Source organism: Streptomyces sp. NPDC056231, assembly GCF_048270745.1.
Taxonomy (GTDB): domain Bacteria; phylum Actinomycetota; class Actinomycetes; order Streptomycetales; family Streptomycetaceae; genus Streptomyces.
Genome location: NZ_JBLVKW010000078.1, coordinates 15,355 through 35,748 on the forward strand (window position 1 = coordinate 15,355; position 20,394 = coordinate 35,748).

The following is a 20,394-nucleotide window of genomic DNA, read 5'->3' on the forward strand; positions in this document are numbered from 1 at the left end:
GCCAGGCGAGCCCCGGATCAGCCGTCGGCACCATCGGATTGGTGGCGGGGCCGTGGGGCCTGCCAGTGCGGGCCGGCCCCGGCCCGCACTGAGCATCGAATCAGGTGCAGGTGTGGTCGGGCTTGAGAGCGAGATCGACCGTGGTCGTCTTGCTCGGTACAACCGTGGCCGATTGGGTCTGCGGGTCCCAGCCTTCCGCAGAAGCGGTCACCTTGAGCGGGTTGTTGCGGACGTCCAGCCAGAGCACGTACTTACCGTTCCGGTCGGTCGTCAGCGTGTAGCTTGCTTTCTTCGAGGTGATCTTCACGGTCGCTCCGGCCAGCGGCTTCGGCGTGCCAGTGCAGTCGGCTCCGGTGACCGTTCCGGTGATCTTTCCCCAGGTCGTGGGCGGGTTCACCGTGAACGTCACCGGCGCCGGCGCGATCTCGTACGGGGTCTTCGCGCTGATCATGAGCTGCGCGGTGAACGTGCCGGGCTGTGTGATCTCGGCGATGTTCGCGTTGAAGCTCACGCTGACGTCAATGCTCTCGCCCGGCTGAAGCGTCACGTCGGTCTTGTCCTCTGACAGCCAGGGGACATCGGTTGTGTCAGCGCACTGGTCGAAGCCGGGCAGCAGCTCCGAGGTCGTAAAGGCGACGAAGTTTCCGGTAGTACCCCCGATCTTGTAGAAGCCGCAGGCGGAGCCACCGCGGTAGAGAGTGCGGTTGGAGTTGGGCAGCGCGGTCCAGGCGTCGGAACCCGGGTCGTAGGTGAAGCCCCGGTTGGTGAGTGTGGTGGAGCCGTAGGTCACGCCGCCGGACGCGAGGAGCTTGCCGTTTGCCGCTGAGTAGCCCATCCCCCACAGGTCGGCCGGCAGGTCGGCGATGGGAGTCCAGGTGGCGGATGCCGGGTCGTAGCTGTAGGCGTGCTTGGTGCTGGTGCTGCCCGACAGCCCGCCCGCGCAGTACAGCTTGTTCGCGATCGCGCCGCAGCCCAGCCAGGCCGTCGATTCCGGGTAGGCCTTGCTCGAACTCCAGGAGTTCGAGGCCGGGTCGTACATCTGCACGTCCGTCGTGCCACAGGTGGACGCGCAGCCGCCGACGATGTAGATCTTGCCGCCCAGCACGGTCACGGCGGCGCCGGCGTACGGTTTCGGGTTGTCGGCGCCGGTGGACCAGGCGCCGGTCAGCGGGTCGTAGATCTCGGTCTTGGGCACCGGAGCCGAGTCCGCGCCCCAGCCGCCGAAGACATAGAGCTTGCCACCGTAGGCAGCCGCTTGCGGTGCCTCGCGGGCGACGCTCAGATTCGGCAGGGCACTCCACGTCTGGGCGCCCGGGGCGTAGACGTAGGCCTTGTTGAGCATATGCGTGCCGTCGACTCCCGCGACCGAGTAGACCTTGCCATTGATGGTTGCCACAGCGTTGTCCATGATCGGCATGGGGTAGTCGGCCACCGTCGTCCACGGTGCCTCGTACGGCGTCATGGACGGCTTGGTGGCCGCCGCCCGTGCGGTCTTTCCGGGCTGGACCCGCAGGGGGCTGTAATCTCCCTTCACCTCCTGCAGCGGAGCGCCCTGCTGCTTCGCGGCGGGCTGGTAGCCGCCCGGCAACTCATCGATCTTGGCGGTCACCGGGGCTGTTCCGGTGTTCTTCACGGTCAGGGTGGAGCTGCCCTGGCCCTTCCAGTCGACGGTCTTGCTGAGCTTGGCCGGGCTGACCGCGATCCGGGGTGCCGGCAGGGCGAACGTGCCGTCAGTTGCCTCGTGCGGGGCCACGTCGACGGTGATGTCCTGTGCGGTGTAGTAATTCCCCACCGTGGCGGAGAGCTTGTGCTCCCCGGTGAGCGAGGAGAACATCCAGTAGAAGCCGTCGCCCAGCTTCGGGTCGTTCGGCGTCGCCGTCGAGGTCGTCTTCTCCGCGGGCTTGTCGGCCGAGGTCACCGAGGCGCCGTTGATCCCGGCGCCGGTGTTCTTGTCGGTCACCCGGCCGACGACCAGGCCGCCCGGTGCCGGGTCACATGTGCGGTCGCCGAGGAAGACGTCGTCGACCTGCCACCACCACCCCCACTGGGCGGTGAGGTGGAACCGTACCTGGACGTTGGTCTTGCCGGCAGCCTGGGACAGGTCCACGACCTCGGTCCGCGGCCCCCGCGCGCTGTCCTTGGTGTGATGCCAGACGGTGTCCCACGTCTGGCCGCCGTCGAGGCTGAGATCGATGTCCCCGGTCTGGCCGAAAGAAAAGCCGTAGTAGTCGGTGCGGAAGACCAGGGACGGGTGGGTTCGCTGACTGAAGTCCATAACCGGACTGATCAGCGACGTGTCCTGTGTCTTTCCGTGACCGTAGTAGCTGCTGTCGACGACGGCGAAGCCGCGGGACCCGCCGGTCCTGTTGCCGCGCCTGCCGAAGTCGTTGAACACCCAGGTCTGGCCATTGCCCACCTTGTCATCGACGGTCCAGCCTGCCGGCGCTGTGCCGCTGTCGAACGACTCGGTGGTGCCCTCGTAGTGGTAGCCGTAGCCGGCCGCACTGCAGGTCGTCTGGTCGACCGACGCATCGACGTCATGCGTCACATCCGCCGAACCCACCTGCACATCCTGAGAGTTCCGCTTATAGCCCGGATACAACGGGTCGACCTGCAGGGTGTATGTGTTCCCGGCGGGCAGGCTCAGGGTGTACTTCCCCGTCTTGGGGTCGGTGTAGGCGACCGCCGTCGGCTCATCCTTGACCCCGACCGTCGCATACAGCGGCCAGCCCTGACCGGAACCGTCATGAACGGTACCCGTGACGTTCACGCGCGCCTTCGCGGTCAACGCGAAGTTCTCGGTCACCGTCTGCCCGTCGGCGATCGCGACACCCGGAACGGCCTTGGTGGCGTACCCGAACTTGCTCGCGCGGACGTCATACGCTCCCGGCGGCACGCTCAGGGTGTAGCGCCCCTGCCCGTCCGTCATCGCCGTCACGTCACCCACGGTGATCTTGGCCGCCGCCAGCGGAGCGGTGCCGTCGGTGACGGAGCCGGTGACGGTGCCGTGCGGCCCAGAGCGGAACGCGGCGACCCCGTTCGGGGTGCCGAGACCGGTCGGCCCGTCATAACCCGGCGCGCCCCTGCACAGATACACCGACGTGCAACTGCCGTTGCTTCCGGAGGTCACATCGTTGAGCGCGGAGGGCTGGGCGTAGGGGTAGGAATTGGGCATCGAACTCGCCGCCGGTGTCCCGGCCAGCGCGTAGACCGAGGCGATGATCGGGGCGGACGCGCTGGTGCCGCCGAAGACCTGCCAGCCACCGTGGTAGACCGCCACACCGGTGTTCGGGTCCGCGACCGCGGACACATCCGCGACCGTACGGCGCGCGCAGTCGCTGTCCTGCTGGAACGACGGCTTGGACCCATACGCCGAGCAACCACTGCCCGCGCCCTTCCACACCGCCTCGGTCCAACCGCGGCTGGTGGAGGCGTTCTTGACCAGCGAGGTGCCGCCGACCGCCGTCACATACGGCGACGCGGCCGGATACTCCACCCCATAACCGAAGTCACCGCTGCTGACGGTGATCGCGACGCCGGGGTGGTTGAAGTAGGCGTCGTCGGCCTGGGTTTGATCGGAACCTTCGCGGCCGCCGTAGCTGTTGGAGACGTACTTCGCGCCCTGGGCGACCGCCTGGTTCACCGCCGCGCCGAGGTTGTCCATGTAGGCGTCGTCGGCCACGACCAGCAGGATCTTGCAGGTCGGGCAGGTCGCGCTGACCATGTCGATGTCCAGGGCGATCTCCCCGGCCCATCCGGAGTCCGGGGACGGATAGTCCGTGCCGCCGCGCTGGTCGATCTTCTTGAAGCAGCCGTTGGCCGTGGTGCACGGCGGCAGCCCGTACTGCTGACGGTAGACGGCCAGGTCCGCCTCGGCGTTCGGGTTGTCGTACGCGTCCACGATCGCAACCGTCTCAGTGGAGCCGGCGGCGGGCAGGTTGTACGCGCTCTGCAGGTCAGCCGGACTCAAACCGGCGGGAGCGGCATCAGCCTGAAGACCCTTCGCCGCTACGACATCCGTGCGGACCATGGCAAGGCAGGACATCTCGCCGGCTTTTGAAGGCTTGGCGCACACCTGATTGGTGGGGTGCTGGCCGGGCGAGGTGGGGTCGGCGGCCTTCGTGGCCGGGACAGGATCCTTGGCGGCGGTAGCGGAGACGGAGGCCGCGGCAGGCACGGCGATCAGCGAGAGTGCGGCGACGGCAAGCGCCACGATCAGCGCTAAGACGCGTCCGACCGTCGTGGCCAACGCGACCGGGAGCGATCTGAGGCGGGATGGTCGCGTGGAACGGGGATGAGACACGTACACCTCTCCTATCGGGTGCATGCACACCCGGATTGTGAATTCTTGAGCAGGGCGGATTTCGGCCCAGTCGTACTTCTTCAGCCGCGACTCGTTTGCGGGGCCCAGCGTGTTGCAGTACGCAGCCGCCTGGCCGGCTTGCGTGCGGGGCCGGCCGTGGATGAGGCGGGTTCGGGGGCCCTCCGGTCGCGATGAGGGGCCTTCGGTGAGGTTCAGGACTGCGGAGAGCTCTCAGGCAGCGCTTTTTTCCAGCACCGGATCATATTCATGCGGGGTCTGGCTCACAAGGGGTTGGCACCCTGGATCGCTGACCGCTCCCTCATGTCCGCGCCGGCTCCTCCCGGAGCAGGAGCGCCACCGCTCCGAGAGCCGCCGCATTGGCTCCCAGGTCCGCCTGCACGACATCCACTCGCCTCGCCGCGCGGGGCAGGGCAAACCGGTCGAGCGCCTCGCGGATCGGGTCCAGGACCAGCGATCCGAGCTGAGCCAATTCGCCTCCGACGACGATCCGTGAGGGATTCAGCTGCGCCACAGTCCCGGCCAGCACCCTGCCCAACCGGTCCGCAGCACTGGAGACCACCCGGCCGGCGGTCGGGGAAAGGTTACGGACGGTGGCGACCAGGGCGTCCAGGTCAGCGAGGACAAGTCCGTGCCGGGCGCACTCCTCCAGCAGCGCCGCGCCCCCGGCTACTCCTTCGAGGCACCCGCGGCCACCGCAGTTGCAGGGCTTCCCGTCCGGCTCCACGCTCACATGGCCGATCTCACCGGCACAGCCGTGCGCCCCGGCCACGGCTCGACCGCCGACCACCAAACCGCCGCCGATTCCCGTGGACCAGCGCACATACACAAGGTCTTCCGCCGAGCGTCCCGCGCCCCAGGTCGCCTCAGCCAGGGCCGCGGCACGGGAGTTGTTGCCCAGCACCACTGGCACGCCGAACTCTTCGGCGATGCGTGCCCGCAGCTCTTCGGTCTCCTTGGGCTTCCACTCGACGCCGACGATTCCGGTGAGGCCCGCGCCGACCGCCACCAGCGTCGACGGGTCGACCGCTGCCTCACCGACGGCCCGCCGCAACAGTTCCGCCGCCGCCGGGGCCACTACGTCGGCGCGCACGGCGGACGGCAGGGCGCACATGCCGCTCGCCACCACCTCGTGAGAGGTATTGACGATGACCAGGTGCATCCGGCTGCGGCCGATGTCCAGCCCCACGTACAGGCCGGCGGAAGGATTGAGCACGACTCGGGTCGCGGGCCGACCGACACCGCGCCCCGCGGTGTCGTCGGCGGCTTGCTCAACCAGGACACCGGCTTCGAGCAGTCCGGCGACGATGCTGAACAGCGTGGTCTTGGGCAGACCGGTGCGCCGGCTCAGTTCGGCGCGACTGAGCGCCCCCGAACGGCGAAGCTCGGCGAGAACGAGATCGTCGTAGGCCGCCCTGTTGCGGCGGGCAGGAGTAGGGGTCACCGCAGCATGATGCATCCTTGCTCGTTATTCGGGCAAAGATGGGAAGAATTTTCGGCGGCGAGGCCGGATGTCTCGCAGCGCAGCACGTGCTCCGGTGGTGGCGGGTGAGCTGCGGGCCGACGGGCGCCTCCATTCTGGCCGGCATGCACGGATGCGGCAGCACTGCTGGTGCGCAGGGTCGCCGCGGATACCCGTGCCTGGGTGACCGTCAGGCGCAGAGATCACAACGAAGACACAGACCCGATGCAGCCGCCGGAGACGAGGTTCTCCTGTAGACCTCTTGCGGGCCTGACTTCGCTCTCAATACGATCCGATTTCGGAAGAAAGCTGAGCCTCGGTCCGTCCCGCCCCGCCACACGCCCTGCAGGACCCCCGCACAGCCCGTCGGTCATACGGGCTTCCGCTGCCAACGGCGAAGTCCGTACGTCCCCCGCGCAAGGCGCCCGCCAGCCCCCCCAACGCCCACGCACATGACACGATGCCCGATCCCAGGAGCCGCCATGAAGCACGTCAAGCGTCGATCATTCCTTGCCGGCGTGGCCGGAGCCGTCGCCGCGACAACCATCGGGGCACCGGCCCAGGCGGCGGAGGACGCCGGGTCTGAAGCCGCCTTCGCGCTCGCCCGCAACGGCCACGGCAGGGCGACGGTGCTGTGGTGGGGCGGCGCCACCGCACAGTTCGCAGCCGCCGAACTGGCCGACTATGTAGAGCGGATGGGCGGCGCCCGCCTCCAGATCCTGCGTGCACGGCCCGAACAGCCGCAGACGGCCACCTCCGGAGTGCTCGTGCTACCCGGAAGCCGACGCCAAGCGACCACCGTCCCGCCGGTGTGGCTGGCCGAGGCCGACACGCAGCTGCGCGACCAGGCGACGGACAGTTACCTGGTCAGCGCGACCCCGCACGGCGTGCTGCTGACCGGTGTGGGCGACCGCGGCGTGGTGTACGCGACGTACGCCCTGCTGGAGCAGCTCGGAGTCGACTTCTTCGCACCGCAGTTCAGCTACTACCAGGGTGCCGCCGAGACCGTGCCGCAGACCGGCGACATCACAGTCCGCGCCCAGACCAGCCTGGTCACTCCACCCTGGCCGGTGCGGCGAAAAGCGATCGAGGAGGGCTGGAGCATAAGCCAGGCCGGCCTCACCGCGCTGATCGACTGGATGGGCAAGCAGCGGCTCAACATCCTGGTCTTTCCGTACGACTACTACGGGGCCGGAGTCAGTCGCTACGAGGACTTCGCGGCAGGGATGGCACCGGAACTCGCCAAGCGCGGCATCGTCGTGGAAGTGGGCGGCCATGGGTACGACGCGTTTCTCCGGCGGGCCGACTACCCGCAGTACTACACCCCCGGGTCCAACGTCTTCAACGTGCACGACAAAGCGGCGGTGTCCCAGTATGTCGCCGAGGTGGTCACCTATCTGCGGGCCCGGCCCGAGATCGCCATCTTCGACTGCTGGCCGCCGGACGGGGCGACGTGGCCGAAGGCGACCCTCGCCAAGTTCGGCACCGCCACCAACGCCGAAGTCCACGTTGTGAACAAGCTGGTCGCCGCCCTCGCCGACGCCGGACTCCACGTCCAGGTCGAACGCATCGCGTACGGCGCCGGCCTGGACACACCCACGGCCGGGTACGCCTTCGACCCGAAGGTGCTCATCGACTTCGCCGCGTACGGACGCACGTACGTCGCTCCGTTCAGCGATCCGTCCTCGGCCGTCAACGCGCACCACCTGGAAGTGCTGCGCCGCTGGCGCGCGACCCACCCGGGCACACTGGCGATCTACGACTACTCGCGCCGCTACCGCTGGCGCGAGCTCGGCAACCCGATCGGTGTCCTCGCCCAGGACGCGGAGATGTACCGCAGTGTCGGTGTCAACGGCATCGGCATGTACTCGGAGCCGGCGAACTGGCTGCAGTTCGAGGCGATCCACCTGTTCGGCGCCCGCAGCGCCTGGGATCCGACCCTGACCTACGACGACTTCACGGGCAGCTACCTGCCCGCGCGGTTCGGGCCCGCAGCGCAGGAGATGGCCGACTACCTGCTGCGCACCGCCGACGACCCGGACGTCCTCAACACTCCCGGCCAAGGGACGGCCCTGCGGACCAAGTACCAGGCTGCCGCGGCCGACGTCGCCGCGGCGCGAGCGAAGACCGCCGGGACCAGCGCCGCCGCGATCGTCCTCGACCGGCTGGCCTGGGGCTGCGAACTCGCCCTGGCGGATATCGACATCAGCCGGTACACCCAGGCCAACGACCAGACCGGCAAGCAGCAGGCGATGGCTCTGTACCGCCGGCTGACCCAGCAGCACCGCTTCAACGGCATCCAGCTCGACTCGAGCTACACCACCCCGCGCTATGGCGAACAGGTCACCCGGGCGCAGATCGCCAAGGAGTACCGCTCCCCGGCGTGGGGTTACCTGCCACAGGTCCAGTTCACCGTGCGGCAAGGTGGGTCCGTCGATGTGACGATCTCGGCCCAGGATGTCGACTTCCAGGGGCACGACGTGGAATGGACCCTCACCACGCCCCAGGAACTCACCGCCGAGCGCAGCCAGGGCCGTTTGCGTGCCTCGGGCCCGCTCGAGGCTTCGGAGACGGTACGCCTGAGCGCCGGGACCGACGTCGCACCTGGGAACTACGCCGTAACGGTCACCTTTGCTGTTGGCGGCGGAAATCTGACGTCCGCTCGGTGCACCATTACCGTGACCCGGTAGCGGCGCTTCGCCGTGCGCCGGTGCAGGCCGGGCCGTCCGCCACGTCCGACACCGAACTGGAGTGTGTGGAGGGCGTACACGGACCGCGCACCCCAGGTCGTGTGAAGCGACGGACCTCGAAGCGGGCGAAGGATGTGGGCGCTGCCGCCGCAGCCTCCGCCTCCGCCCGCTGCCTGGCTGGACGTCGCGCGCTGATCCACCAGGGACTACGGGACAGCCCTTAAACTGCCGGTGGCACTAACGCCTCACAGCACAGCCCCGGAGCACAGAGGAGAGACACCGGATGCCGGCACACGACCCGTCCGACTCCGACGACGTGGCCGGGACGACCAGGCTGCCCTCGTCGCCGGTCCGCCAGCCGTTGTCCGACAGCGTCTACGAGGACATCAAGGCCATGGTCATGGACCATGAGATCGCCCCCGGCGCTCGGGTCGGTATCGAAGCCCTGGCACGCACGCTCAACGTCTCTCCGACCCCCGTACGCGAGGCACTGGCCCGGCTGGAGGCCGACGGACTCGTCGTCAAGCGCTCCTTGTCCGGTTACCGGGCCACCGAACTGCTCACCCGGCAGGGGGTGGAGGAGCTGTTTGAGATGCGGCTGCTCCTCGAGCCGCGGGCCGCCGCACTGGCCGCCCTACATGCCGACGAGTCGCAACTCGACGCCATCGAGGGGCTCTTGGAGAACATGCAGTCCCTCCCCGTTCCCGACGGACCGTACGCGACCTACCGCGACTTCGCCGCCCTGGACCAGCGTTTCCACGACGCCGTCGCGGAGGCCGCCCACCGGCCCCTGCTCGCGGACGCGGTGGAGCGGCTCCACTCGCATCTGCACATCTTCCGCCTGAGCAGCCTGCAGAGCGAGGACGATCCGACCGTGGCGGAGCACGAGCGTGTGGTGCGCGCGATACTGCGCCGCAGGGCCGACCGTGCCGCCGAGGCGATGGCGGACCATCTCAACCGCAGCCTGGAGCGCCAGCTCGGCCGGTTCGCACAGGAGTGACCGGCCGGGCGGCGCCCCGCCGCCGACTCAGTCGACGTCGTCCATCCGGTAGACGCGCCGGGCGGTGCCGGCCCACACCTGGTCCTGCTCGGCCGCGGTGAGGGCGGCGGTGAGCTCCCGAGTGGCGGCCATGACCTCGCCGTAGCCGGCGGCGAGGGTGCACACCGGCCAGTCGGAGCCGAACATCAGCCGCTGGGGGCCGAAGGCGTCGATCACGGTGTCGGCGTACGGCCGGAGGCCGTCGACCGTCCACGACGGCCAGTCGGCCTCGGTCACCATGCCGGAGAGCTTGCACACCGTGTTCGGCAGGGCGGCCAGCTCACCCACGTGCCTTGACCACGGTTCCCGCTGCCCGGACGCGATCGGCGGCTTCCCCAAGTGGTCGAGGACGAAGGTGAGGCCGGGGACGGCCGCGGCCGCCCTTGCCGCCGCCGGCAACTGGTGGGGCAGGACGACGAGGTCGTAGACGAGCCCGGCCTCCGCGACCGCGCGCAGACCGCGCAGCACGTCGGGCCGCGTCAGCCAGTCAGGGTCCGGCTCCCCCTGGACCTGGTGGCGGATGCCGCGCAGGAACCCGCCGCCGGGCAGCGAGCGCAGCCGTGCCAGTTCACCGGCGACGCCGGGCGACGTCAGATCGGTCCATCCCACGACCGCTCCGATCACGTCGCTGCCCGCCGCCAGGGACAGGAACTCGGGGGTCTCCTCGGGCACAGTGACCGTCTGCACAAGCACCGTGGCCGCCACCCCCGCTTCCCTCATCTCCGACTCGAGGTCCGCCGGCATGAAGGAACGCCGCAGCGGGGCGAGTTCGGGGCCGCTGATCCACTCCTGGTCGCGGATGCCGAGGTCCCACAGATGGTGGTGGGCATCGATGACGGTCATGGCACTCTCCTCCCGGGCACAGGTACACCGCCGGCCAGCAGGTCCTGCGCTCGCAGAGCCTGCCACACCGTGTCCGGGACGGACCGGTGGAACTGCTCTGCGGCGTCACGGACCTGATGTGCCGACCGCGCCCCGACGAGCACCGACGCGACCGCCGGATGCCCGAAGGGGAAGCGAAGCGCGGCGGCACGCAACGGCACGCCCTGCGACTCGGTGATCTCGCGCATCCGGACGGCCCGGCGCAGGACGTCCTCGGGAGCCGCGGCGTAGTCGTACCTGGCACCCTGTTCCGGGTCGGCCAGCAGCCCGGAGTTGAATACGCCCCCGATGATCACGCTCTTGCCCGCTGCCTCCGCGGCGGGCAGCAGGGCGTCCAGCGCGCCTTGTTCGAGGAGCGTGTAGCGCCCCGCGCACAGCACGGCGTCGACGTCCGTGTCCGCCAGGAAACGTGCCAGCATCCGGCTCTGGTTCATGCCCGCGCCGATCGCTCGGACGACTCCCTGCGACCGCAGCTCCTCGAGTGCCGGATACGCCTCCCGGAACGCCTGGTCCTCATGGTCGTCCGGATCGTGCAGAAGGACCAGGTCGACGCGGTCCAGTCCGAGGCGGGTGAGGCTGTCCTCCAGCGAGCGGCGCACACCGTCGGCGCTGAAGTCCCACATACGCCGATGGGTGGCCGGTACGGCGAAGCCGGCGGCCCGGTCCTCGCCGCCGCCGTCGTACGGGACGAGTACCCTGCCCACCTTGGTGGACAGGGTGAACTCTTCCCGGGGCATGGCCCGCAAGGCCGCGCCCAGTCTGCGCTCCGACAGGCCGAGGCCGTAGTGCGGGGCGGTGTCGAAGTAGCGGATGCCCGCATCCCAGGCCGCTTCCACAGCGCTCGCCGCCTCGTCCTCGCCCACGGCCTCGTACATGCCGGCGACAGCGGCGGCGCCGAAGCCGAGGGCGGTGACACGGACACCGCTGCGACCGAGAGTGCGGCTCGGCAGTGCCGGCCCGGCACCGCGTTCGTCCGTTCGCATCACTGCCCCTCCGGACGGAGCCGCAGGCCCTGCATCCCGCCGTCCACGGCCAGCGCGGTGCCGGTGACGGACGCGGCGGCGGGACTGGCCAGGTACACGACGGCAGCGGCGACCTCCTCGGCCGTCACCAGCCGGCCCATGGGCTGACGGGCGTTGAGCGCCGCCCGTTCGGCGGCCGGGTCGGCCGCCCGGTCGAGGAGGCGGCCCACCCAAGGGGTGTCCGCCGTACCCGGGTTGACGCAGTTGACGCGGATGCCCTCCCGGACGTGGTCCGCCGCCATGGCCAGCGTCAGTGACAGGACCGCGCCCTTGCTGGCGCTGTACAGGGCACGCTGCGGCAGCCCGGCCGTGGCCGCGATCGAGCAGGTGTTGACGACGGCCGCGTGCGCGGAGCCGCGCAGATGGGGGAGGGCCGCGCGCATGGTGCGGACCATACCCAGGACGTTCACGTCGAGGACCCGGTGCCACTGGGCGTCGTCGTTGTCCTCGACCGTGCCCACGGCGCCGATGCCGGCGTTGTTGACCAGGATGTCGATGCCGCCGAGGTCGGCGGCCGCGGCAGCGACGGCGGACCGTACGGAGGGGTCGTCGGACACGTCCGCGGTGTACCCGCGCAGGGGCTTGTCCACCCCTGAGGCATCGAGGTCGAGCACGGCGACGTCTGCGCCGTGTGCCGCCAGCAGGTCGGCGGTGGCCTTTCCGATGCCGGACGCGCCACCGGTCACCAGGGCCCGGAGCCCGGTCAGTTCGCTCATTGGTTGGTCCTCTTCTCCTCTTCGGCGACGTCGGCGGCCCAGAAAGCGCCGTCCGGATAGCGGTATGCGGCGATCGACGCGGGGTGCATCTCCGACGAGAAGCCGGGCACGGTGGGGGCCGTGTAATGCCCGCCTGCGACGACCACAGGGTCCTTGCGGTCGCGGTGCTGGGACACCGCGGAGGTGGGTCGGGGTCTTCTACGGGTGTCCCGGCCGCCTACTCCATGAGGAAGACCTGCTCCATGGAGGCCCACCACTCGCCGGACGCGGCTTCGTCGACGGGCTGCTGGCAAGGGGCGGTGAGCTGCCACCAGTTCTGGGTGGCCCGGTCGGCTGCCATCAGGGCCAGGTCCGCCGCCAGGTCGTCGCCGTGGTACTCGAAATAGCTGAACAGCCGGTCGCCGAGCAGGTGGATCGAGTAGTTGGTGATGTGGCAGCGCCGCAGCCGGTCGAGGACGGCCTCGGGCACCTCGCGGTGCAGTTCGCAGTACTCGTCCACCTTCTCGGGGCGGACACGGATGACCTGCGCGACGCGTCTCATGCGGTGCCGCTCCGAGCGTGCACGGCGGAGATGGTGTCCTCGTGGATCATGCGGATGATCTTCCCGCTCATCCGGTCGTAGTCGTGGTCGTTCTTCACCTCGTCGCGGACGCGGTGATCGGCCATGACGACCACCCGGTCGGCCAACGTGATCATTTCGGCCAGGTCACTGCTGATCAGCAGGATGGGCAGACCGCCGCGGGCCAGTTCCCACAGCAGTTCGTGGAAGGCGTGCTTGGTGCGCACGTCCACGCCGACGGTCGGCTCGTCGACGACCAGCAGGCGGGTGTCGGCGGCGAGCCACTTCGCCAGGCTGACCTTCTGCTGGTTGCCGCCGGACAGTTCACCGGCATTCTGCTCGAGACCGGAGACACGGATGCCGAGGCGGGCGACGAGGTCCTCGGCGATCTCCTTCTCTCGGCGGGACGAGACGTGCCCGAGGGCACGGGCGAGCTTCTTCCACACCGTGACCGTGATGTTCCGGACGATGGGCTGTTCCAGGAAGACGCCTTCCTCCTTGCGGTTCTCGGTCAGATAGCCGATGCCGTACGTGTGGAGGGCCTCGCGCGGGGAGCCGATCTTCGCGGTCTCGCCGTACACCCGGATCTCGCCGCCCGTGACGCGGTCCAGGCCGAGGACGGCCTTGACCAGTTCGCTGCGGCCCGCGCCGACCAGGCCGTAGAGGCCGACGATCTCCCCGGGGCGGACGTCGAGCGAGACGTCCTCGTGGCCGGCGGCAGTGGAGACCCCGTCGAGGGAGAGCGCCGGGGCGGCGGACATGTCAACGGTGCGCGGGGTCATGTCCGTCACCGCGTGGGCGCGGCCGACCATGAGGGTGACCACGTCGTCCTGGGTGTGCTCGGCGAGTGGCGCCGACTCGAGCACGGAGCGGCCGTCGCGCAGGACGGTGACGGTGTCGCAAACGGCGAACACCTCCTCCAGCTTGTGGCTGACGAAGACGACGCAGGTACCGCGTGCCGTGAGCCTCCGCACCACGTCGAAGAGCCGCTCGGCCTCCTGAGGCGAGAGGGAGGCGGTGGGCTCGTCGAGCAGGAGCACCCGGCTCTCGGTGTAGAGCGCCTTGGCGATCTCCACCAACTGTTGCTGGGCCACGGACAGTTCCCGCACCGGTTGATGTGGGTCGATGTCGAGGCCGAGCTCGGCCAGGCAGCGGAGGGCCGGGGCGGTCATCGCCTTCCGGTCGACCAGACCGCGGCGCGACGGCGGGCTCTGCAGCGTGATGTTCTCGGCGACCGAGAAGCCGGGGATCAGGTTGCGTTCCTGATGGACGACACCGATCCCGGTGTGGGTGGCGTCCAGGGGGGAGCGCAGACGGATCTCCTCGCCACGCCAGGTGAGCCTGCCGCCGTCGGGCGTGTGCACACCGGTGATCACCTTGATCAGCGTGGACTTGCCCGCGCCGTTCTCGCCGAGCAGGGCGTGCACGGATCCGGCGGTGAGCCTCAGGCCCACGCCGTCGAGGGCGCGCACACCGGGGAAGACCTTGACGATGTCGTCGCATTCCAGCAGCACGTCGCTCATGCGGCACCTCCGGTGGTCGGCAGTGCGGCGGCCGGCTGCCCGTCGCTCTGCGGCGGCGCGGGTGGGGTCCGTCCGGGCACCCTGCCCTTCTTGACGAGACGGGTCTGGTGGATACGACCGCCCACGACCGTGCCGAGGACGACCATCCCGATGAGGAAGTTGACCCAGCTCGGGTCGAGCGAGAACTGGGCGCGTGCGGTGTCGATGAGCCGCATGACGAAGGCGGCGAGCACAGTGCCGAGGATCGCCACGGAGCCGCCGGTCAGCGCAACGCCGCCGATGATGGGCGCGGCGAAGCTGGGCAGCAGCCAGTCGCCGCCCACACTGCGGTTGACGCCTGGCAGCGACGCGGTGGCGGTCAGCGCGGCGATGCCGACGAGCAGTCCCGACAGGGTGTGGGCGAGCACGATCTGCCGGTCGGTGGAGATGCCGGACAGTCTGGCCGCGAGCGGATTGCCGCCGGCGGCGAGCAGCCGACGGCCGGCCACGGTGCGGTACATGAACGTGGCGAGCAGGGCCGCCGCGACGAGCGCGGTGACGAAGACGAGCGGGATGTTCAGCGGGGCGGCGCGGCCGAGGTCGCGCAGCGTGGCGGAGTATCCGTCGATGGTGCGCGTCCCGGACAGCCGGTACTGCGCTCCGAGCAGGATGGTCATGGTTCCGAGCGTGACGATGAAGCCGTTGATGCGCGTGGCGACGATGAACACGCCCGTCACCAGGCCGATCAGCGTGGCGGTCAGCACGCCGACGAGGACGGCGACTCCCGCGGGCACACCGCTGTCGGCCATCAGCACGCCCATCAGACAGGCGCTGAAGCCACCCAGCGCGCCGACGGCCAGGTTGAGCTGACCGACACACAAGGCCACCATCTGGGCCAGTCCGATGAGGATCGGTGTGGCGAGGTACTGCAGGAAGGTACGGACGGAGGGGCCTTCGAAGAAGGAGCCGGACGAGGCGACTCCCAGCGCCACGTAGCCCGCGAGAACCACGCACAGCAGGGTCATCGTTGTGGAGCGGGAGAAGCGCCGCAGTGCCGGCAGGGCCGCGGCTCCCCGTTCGAGGAGCGGGATCATGTGGAGCGCACCACCTTGCGATAGGACACGACCGTGCGCACCCGGTCCGCGGACAGAGCCAGCAGAAGTACGCAGCCGAGGTAGATGTTGAGACTTTCCAGACCGACACCGAGCAGGTCGAGGCCCTTGCGGATCACGCCGACCAGGGAGGTGCCGAGCAGGGCGCCGATGACGGAGACGACACCGCCGGTGAGCAGGGTCCCGCCGAGGACCGCGCCGAGGAAGGAGGGGAGCATGAAGTCGTCACCGATGGAGGCGCGGAACGTGCCCGTGCCCACGGCGGCCATGAAACCGGCGAGCGCGGCGAGCAGGCCGGACAGGGCGTGCGCCAGGACGACCCTGCGTCCTGTCGGGATGCCGGACAGTTCGGCGGCGGCCGGGTTCGCACCGGTGAGCAGCAGCTCGCGGCCCATGCGGGTGCGGGCGTAAAGGAAGCCGAGGCCGATGAGGGCCAGCACGGTGAACTGGGCCATCTGCGGTATGGCCGGGGAACCGCAGACGGGCCCGAGGCAGATGTCGGCGAGCGAGTAGGAACGCAGCTCGGCGAGCCCGTCCGGACGCGTGGTGAACGCGGCGTTCTCGGTGAAGGCCGAGTAGAGCAGGGAGACCAGACCCAGCAGAGCGAAGTCCATGGCCAGCGTCACGACGAAGGAACTCACGCCCGTGCGGGCGATGATCCAGCCGGTCAGAGCCCCGATGGCGCAGCCGGCGGCAAGGCACAGCACCAGGCCCGTCGGGAGAGGCAGGCCGAGACGGTCGTAGCCGAATCCGGCGAAGAAGGCGCCGAACGCTGCCATGCGCCCGACGGCGAGGTTCATGTGCCCCACGGAGAGCACGACCATCTGCGCGAGGGCCACCACCGTCAGTGTGCAGATGTCCCTCAGGAGCGGGAAGAGCACCAGCCGCTCGTCGAAGAACGCCGGGCGCAGGACGCCGAAGAGTGCGCCGAGCGCGACGATGAGTACGAGCAGTCCCAGCCGCTGGTTGACCCAGATGGGCAGCCGGTGCGCGGGGCGTACTCCGTCGGTGGGGCGGTCCGTCTCGCTGTCGGGGCGAGTGACGGCCGTCTTCATGACACCCTCCGGTCGTCGATGGCGTCCATGTCCCAGTCGATGCCGATGCCCGGCTCGTCCGGGGCCACGGCCTGTCCGTCGCGCAGGGTCAGTTCGGTGCGGGTCACGGCGCGCAGCTGCGGGATGTACTCCACGTATGCGCCGTTGCTGACCGCGGCGACGAGGCTGACGTGCAGTTCCATCAGGAAGTGCGGGCAGACCTTGACGTTGAAGGTCTCGGCCAGGTGGGCGACCTTCAGCCACGGAGTGATACCGCCGACGCGCGCGACGTCGACCTGCACCACGGAGGCAGCACCGGTCTCCAGATAGTTCCGGAACTGCATCGGCGAATACATCGACTCGCCGACCGCGATCGGGATCCTGGTCGAGCGGGCCAGCCGGGCATGACCGCTGAGGTCGTCCGCGGGCAGGGGCTCCTCGAGCCAGTACGGGTCGTAGGGCTCGAGAGCAGCGGCCAGCTGTACGGCGGAGGACAGCGACTGCGACTGGTTGGCGTCCGTCATGATGTGCAGGGACGGACCGACGGCCTCGCGTACGGCGCGCAGGCGCTCCGCGTCCTCGGCGACGTGCGGTTTGCCCACCTTGATCTTGACGCCGGCCCACTGTGCGTTCCTGGCCGCGAGGGCCGATTTGACCAGGTCCTCGGTGCCGAGGTGGAGCCAGCCTCCCTCGGTGTCGTACACCGGGACCTGTCGGCGGTGGCCTCCGGCCAGCCGCCACAGCGGTTCGCCCGCCCGCTTGCAGCGCAGGTCCCACAGGGCCGTGTCGATCGCGGCGAGAGCGAGCGAGGTGATGGCTCCGGTCGTGGTCGCGCGGGTCAGGCCGAACAGCTCCTGCCAGAGCCCTTCGACGTTGCGTGCGTCCTTCCCCGCGAGGAGCGGCAGGAGATGGTCGCGCAGCAGGGCCAGTACGGAGGTTCCGCCGGTGCCGATCGTGTAGGCGTAGCCGGTTCCCTCGATGCCGTCCGCGGTGGTCAGGCGGACGAGGATCGTTTCCTGCTTCACGAAGGACTGCACCGCGTCGGTGCGGTCGGTCTCCACCGCGATGTCGGCCAGCAGGGCCGTGGCGTTGGTGATGATGCTCATGTCGTGTGGCGGCTTTCTGTGGTCCGTGGCCGGGGCGCTCAGCCGCAGGAGAGGAACTCGTCGGCGAACTGCTTCTTCAGCTCGGCGGTCTTCGCCTGCCGCGCGCTGTCGTAGTCGGCGACGTTCTCCTTCGTGACGACGAAGGAACCCGAGTCGACGATCTGTCCGGGCTTCGTCATGGTGCACTGCTTGGTCTGCAGCAGCGCGAGGGCCCAGGCACCGATCTCCGCCTGGCCAACGGGGTTCTGCACGACAGTGGCACTGACGGAGCCGTTCTTGACCGAATTGAGGATCTTGGCGTCGTCGTCGATGGCCACGACCTTGGCCTTCGAACCGGACTCGCGCACGGCTTCGGCCGCGGCGACCGCCGGGTTGTAGGCGGTCGAGACGATGCCCTGGATCTGGGCGCCCTTGGCGGCGAGCAGGTCGGAGACCGCCTTCTGCGCGGTCTGGAGGTCCTTGTCGATGTCGGTGATGGTCTGCAGGAGCGTGACCTTGCCGCCGGTCTCCTTCACCGCCTTCTCGACGCCCTTCCTGCGCAGTTGCGTATTGGCGTCGACGTTGTTGCCCGTCAGATGGACGAGGGCGCCCTTGCCGCCCATCGCGCTGATGGCGGCCTGCGCGGCCTTGTAGGCAGCGAGCTCGACGTCCGTGGACAGGCAGAAGTCGGCCTCGTTCTTGCCGCCGGCGGGGCAGGAGGCGAGCGACGCCACGGCGAAGCCCTGGGACTTGAGGTCGGCGAAGGTGGTGTTGATGTCGGTCGGGGACACCCCGAAGATGCCGAAGGCGTTGTAGCCGCGGGCAGCGAGCGTCGAGACCAGGTTGTTCTGCTTCTGCTGGTCCCATTCGGCGGTCTCGTCGAAGGTGACGTCGCCCAGCCCGAGCGTCTTCTTGGCGTCCGCGCCGGCCCCCTTCCAGGGCTGGAAGTAGGGGTGGGCACCGCCGGGTACGAGTGCGACCTTGGTTCCGGAGCCGTCGGCGAGCTCTGCCGTTTTGCTGCCGGGCCGGGCGGAAGCTGCCCCGGCCGCCCCTGGTTCGTCCGAATTCTTGACGGTGCAGGCTGCCGAGGCGGTGGCGAGAAGGGCGAGGGTGACGGCGGCCGACAGCACTGATCTACGACGGGTCATGGTGGTTGCCTCAGTCGAATCAAATAGGATTTCGTTGCCCGTGATCCTGTGGGAGGGTTGGCCATCCCGTCAAGACCCGTACGGCAACTATCCCCGCGAGCTCCTTCGGCGGAGGGCTCGAGCGTCTCTGCCGGTGCGCGCTAAACACGATCTGACGTGCTCTGATGTCCTGCACTTCAAGCGTCGCGGCCCCTCGGGATGCCGAAGGAGCCGGGGGTGGAGGCTCTCGGGGCTTGGATGCCTGGGAGCCGAAGGCTGCTTTCAATCGCATAGGATTTGCTGGAGATGGAGGGAGATCGAAGTCATGCCGTCGAACATGGATGCTGTCGGAGAAGTACCGCTGACCGGCGCATCACCCAGCGCCCCTGCGTCCCCGAGACGGGAGGTGCTGACGGACAGCGTCTACGAAGCGGTCAAGGCCATGGTGATGGACCACGTGATCCAGCCGGGTGCCCGAGTCGGTATCGAGGCGCTGTCGCGCTCGCTCGGAGTATCGGCCACTCCGGTACGCGAGGCCCTCGCCCGACTCGAGGCCGACGGCCTGGTCGTCAAGCGATCGCTCTCGGGCTACCGCGCCACCGAGCTCCTGACCCGCCAGGGCGTCGAGGAGCTGTTCGAGATGAGGCTGTTGCTGGAGACCAGGGCTGCCGCTCTGGCCGCCGAGCACATCGGGGATGCCGAGCTCGACCGAATGGAGTCGTTGGTCGAGGAGATGCAGGGCCTGCCCGACAACGGCCACAGCTACGCCGTCTATGGGCAGTTCGCGGTGCTGGACCAGCAGTTCCACGACGCGCTCGCCGCCGCATCGGGGCGCACCATGCTCGCCGCGGCGGTGGAGAGGCTGCATACGCACCTGCACCTGTTCCGTCTCAGTGCCGTCGCGGGCGGCAGCCCGGCCACGGCTATGGAGCACAGCCGGATCCTGAGAGCGGTGCTCCGGCGCAGCCCCGAACGCGCGTCACAGGCCATGCGCGACCACCTGGAACTCAGCTTGCGGCGCCAGCTCAGCCGATACGACGACGACGCCTGAGCTTGTTCTTTCTGGTCTGACCTGGTCACGTTCGGTGATGGTCTTGGGCCGCCTGACCGTTTTACCCACGTCGCAGAGCGTGGCGGGGTGCCGTTCTTCGAGCCGGGTGGTCGGCCGGGGCCGGGCAAGGCGGGTTCGGGCGGGGGTTCCTGAACCCCCGGCGGACCCGGGCGGGAGTGCGCCGGCCGGACTCGGCGGCTTCTCCCAGGGGCGGCGGAGGTCCGCGGCCAGTGGCCGGGCGAGGCGGAGTTGGGTATGGGCGGCGACGACCAGCCAGGTCCACCGGTCCGCTGCCTCGGGCGTGCGGAGCTTCGGACGGGTCCAGCCCGGCGTCTGCTTGATCATCCGGAAGGTGTGCTCAAGATCGAATATGCGCAGGAACGCCTGCCGGCGCAGGTTGACGTCCGCGCCTGATAGGCCCGGTGACTGATGTCCACAGTCAGACAGGAAGTGGATCGTGACCGCCAGACAGGTGGTCGATCTCCAGGATGCTCAACGTGCCTTCGATGATGAAGAGTTCGCCGGTGTGGTCGATCAACGCGGTCGCACGCACCAGACGCCGGGAGTCCGCCCGTAGGGCGGGCCGGGCGGCGTCTGATGCGTGCGACCGCAAGGCGGAGGGTCCCGATACCGAGCATATCGGGGTGAGCCCGACAATGCAGCGGGCGTGGGGGCCAGACGTCGCCCGGCAGGCGGGACTTTCGAAACAGGCCCTAGTAGGGCTTTGTTAGGTCCTGTGGTGTGGTTCTGGTGTCGGTGCGGATTGGCCGCATATCGAGCAGGCGCCGGTCC

General features: G+C 69.3%; 15 protein-coding genes and 1 pseudogene. 3 read left to right on the top strand and 13 right to left on the bottom strand.

Annotated elements, in window-relative coordinates; translation table 11 throughout:
- Window positions 1-100 precede the first annotated feature (100 nt).
- Both ACNPQM_RS36100 and ACNPQM_RS36105 read right to left on the bottom strand, forming a co-directional pair.
- Window positions 101-4,249: a carboxypeptidase regulatory-like domain-containing protein gene (locus ACNPQM_RS36100; RefSeq protein ID WP_418087277.1), complete on the bottom strand. Its 4,149-nt coding sequence runs from the start codon at window positions 4,247-4,249 to the stop codon at window positions 101-103.
- A 373-nt stretch (window positions 4,250-4,622) separates the two neighbouring features.
- On the bottom strand, window positions 4,623-5,765 hold the full coding sequence (locus tag ACNPQM_RS36105) for an ROK family transcriptional regulator (RefSeq protein WP_418087278.1): 1,143 nt from the start codon (window positions 5,763-5,765) through the stop codon (window positions 4,623-4,625).
- Window positions 5,766-6,265: 500 nt separating this feature from the next.
- Between ACNPQM_RS36105 and ACNPQM_RS36110 the strand changes: the two genes are divergently transcribed.
- Both ACNPQM_RS36110 and ACNPQM_RS36115 read left to right on the top strand, forming a co-directional pair.
- Window positions 6,266-8,473, top strand: a complete 2,208-nt coding sequence (locus ACNPQM_RS36110; protein ID WP_418087279.1) for a DUF4838 domain-containing protein — start codon at window positions 6,266-6,268, stop codon at window positions 8,471-8,473.
- Window positions 8,474-8,756: 283 nt separating this feature from the next.
- Entirely contained in the window at window positions 8,757-9,473 is a 717-nt protein-coding gene (locus ACNPQM_RS36115; protein WP_418087280.1) for a GntR family transcriptional regulator, read from the top strand.
- 27 nt (window positions 9,474-9,500) lie between these two features.
- On the opposite strand, the gene ACNPQM_RS36120 is transcribed toward ACNPQM_RS36115, so the two are convergent.
- The 10 genes from ACNPQM_RS36120 to ACNPQM_RS36165 are packed head-to-tail and all read right to left on the bottom strand — an operon-like array spanning window position 9,501 to window position 18,572.
- Window positions 9,501-10,355: an amidohydrolase family protein gene (locus tag ACNPQM_RS36120; RefSeq protein WP_358860007.1), complete on the bottom strand. Its 855-nt coding sequence runs from the start codon at window positions 10,353-10,355 to the stop codon at window positions 9,501-9,503.
- The gene (locus ACNPQM_RS36125; protein ID WP_418087281.1) at window positions 10,352-11,377 is read right to left on the bottom strand and encodes an aldo/keto reductase; all 1,026 of its coding nucleotides are present in this window, start codon (window positions 11,375-11,377) and stop codon (window positions 10,352-10,354) included. Before ACNPQM_RS36125 ends, ACNPQM_RS36120 begins: the two co-directional genes overlap by 4 nt.
- The gene (locus ACNPQM_RS36130) at window positions 11,377-12,132 is read right to left on the bottom strand and encodes an SDR family NAD(P)-dependent oxidoreductase (RefSeq protein ID WP_418087282.1); all 756 of its coding nucleotides are present in this window, start codon (window positions 12,130-12,132) and stop codon (window positions 11,377-11,379) included. Before ACNPQM_RS36130 ends, ACNPQM_RS36125 begins: the two co-directional genes overlap by 1 nt.
- The gene (locus tag ACNPQM_RS36135; protein ID WP_418087283.1) at window positions 12,129-12,308 is read right to left on the bottom strand and encodes a hypothetical protein; all 180 of its coding nucleotides are present in this window, start codon (window positions 12,306-12,308) and stop codon (window positions 12,129-12,131) included. Before ACNPQM_RS36135 ends, ACNPQM_RS36130 begins: the two co-directional genes overlap by 4 nt.
- Before the next feature lie 41 nt (window positions 12,309-12,349).
- The gene (locus ACNPQM_RS36140) at window positions 12,350-12,673 is read right to left on the bottom strand and encodes an L-rhamnose mutarotase (RefSeq protein WP_418087284.1); all 324 of its coding nucleotides are present in this window, start codon (window positions 12,671-12,673) and stop codon (window positions 12,350-12,352) included.
- A complete protein-coding gene (locus ACNPQM_RS36145) occupies window positions 12,670-14,214 on the bottom strand; it encodes a sugar ABC transporter ATP-binding protein (protein WP_418087285.1) in 1,545 nt (514 codons plus the stop codon). The genes ACNPQM_RS36140 and ACNPQM_RS36145 overlap by 4 nt, the downstream gene beginning before the upstream one ends.
- Complete coding sequence (locus ACNPQM_RS36150; protein WP_358860012.1) at window positions 14,211-15,287, bottom strand: ABC transporter permease; 1,077 nt, start codon at window positions 15,285-15,287, stop codon at window positions 14,211-14,213. The genes ACNPQM_RS36145 and ACNPQM_RS36150 overlap by 4 nt, the downstream gene beginning before the upstream one ends.
- Window positions 15,284-16,360 (bottom strand): ABC transporter permease, encoded by a 1,077-nt coding sequence (locus ACNPQM_RS36155; RefSeq protein ID WP_418087286.1) that lies wholly within the window; start codon window positions 16,358-16,360, stop codon window positions 15,284-15,286. Before ACNPQM_RS36155 ends, ACNPQM_RS36150 begins: the two co-directional genes overlap by 4 nt.
- The gene (locus ACNPQM_RS36160; protein ID WP_358860014.1) at window positions 16,357-17,445 is read right to left on the bottom strand and encodes a mandelate racemase/muconate lactonizing enzyme family protein; all 1,089 of its coding nucleotides are present in this window, start codon (window positions 17,443-17,445) and stop codon (window positions 16,357-16,359) included. The genes ACNPQM_RS36155 and ACNPQM_RS36160 overlap by 4 nt, the downstream gene beginning before the upstream one ends.
- Before the next feature lie 38 nt (window positions 17,446-17,483).
- Window positions 17,484-18,572, bottom strand: a complete 1,089-nt coding sequence (locus ACNPQM_RS36165; protein WP_358860015.1) for a sugar ABC transporter substrate-binding protein — start codon at window positions 18,570-18,572, stop codon at window positions 17,484-17,486.
- 304 nt (window positions 18,573-18,876) lie between these two features.
- Between ACNPQM_RS36165 and ACNPQM_RS36170 the strand changes: the two genes are divergently transcribed.
- Entirely contained in the window at window positions 18,877-19,602 is a 726-nt protein-coding gene (locus tag ACNPQM_RS36170; RefSeq protein ID WP_418087287.1) for a GntR family transcriptional regulator, read from the top strand.
- Between the two features lie 12 nt (window positions 19,603-19,614).
- On the opposite strand, the pseudogene ACNPQM_RS36175 reads toward ACNPQM_RS36170, so the two are convergent.
- Window positions 19,615-20,161 (bottom strand): annotated as a pseudogene (locus ACNPQM_RS36175) (transposase); the annotation flags it as partial.
- Between the last annotated feature and the right edge of the window lie 233 nt (window positions 20,162-20,394).

Coding starts and splice junctions, on each gene's coding strand:
- ACNPQM_RS36110 (WP_418087279.1), top strand. CDS start 6,266: ATGAAGCACGTCAAGCGTCGATCATTCCTTGCCGGCGTGGCCGGAGCC.
- ACNPQM_RS36115 (WP_418087280.1), top strand. CDS start 8,757: ATGCCGGCACACGACCCGTCCGACTCCGACGACGTGGCCGGGACGACC.
- ACNPQM_RS36120 (WP_358860007.1), bottom strand. CDS start 10,355: ATGACCGTCATCGATGCCCACCACCATCTGTGGGACCTCGGCATCCGC.
- ACNPQM_RS36125 (WP_418087281.1), bottom strand. CDS start 11,377: ATGCGAACGGACGAACGCGGTGCCGGGCCGGCACTGCCGAGCCGCACT.
- ACNPQM_RS36130 (WP_418087282.1), bottom strand. CDS start 12,132: ATGAGCGAACTGACCGGGCTCCGGGCCCTGGTGACCGGTGGCGCGTCC.
- ACNPQM_RS36140 (WP_418087284.1), bottom strand. CDS start 12,673: ATGAGACGCGTCGCGCAGGTCATCCGTGTCCGCCCCGAGAAGGTGGAC.
- ACNPQM_RS36145 (WP_418087285.1), bottom strand. CDS start 14,214: ATGAGCGACGTGCTGCTGGAATGCGACGACATCGTCAAGGTCTTCCCC.
- ACNPQM_RS36150 (WP_358860012.1), bottom strand. CDS start 15,287: ATGATCCCGCTCCTCGAACGGGGAGCCGCGGCCCTGCCGGCACTGCGG.
- ACNPQM_RS36155 (WP_418087286.1), bottom strand. CDS start 16,360: ATGAAGACGGCCGTCACTCGCCCCGACAGCGAGACGGACCGCCCCACC.
- ACNPQM_RS36160 (WP_358860014.1), bottom strand. CDS start 17,445: ATGAGCATCATCACCAACGCCACGGCCCTGCTGGCCGACATCGCGGTG.
- ACNPQM_RS36165 (WP_358860015.1), bottom strand. CDS start 18,572: ATGACCCGTCGTAGATCAGTGCTGTCGGCCGCCGTCACCCTCGCCCTT.
- ACNPQM_RS36170 (WP_418087287.1), top strand. CDS start 18,877: ATGCCGTCGAACATGGATGCTGTCGGAGAAGTACCGCTGACCGGCGCA.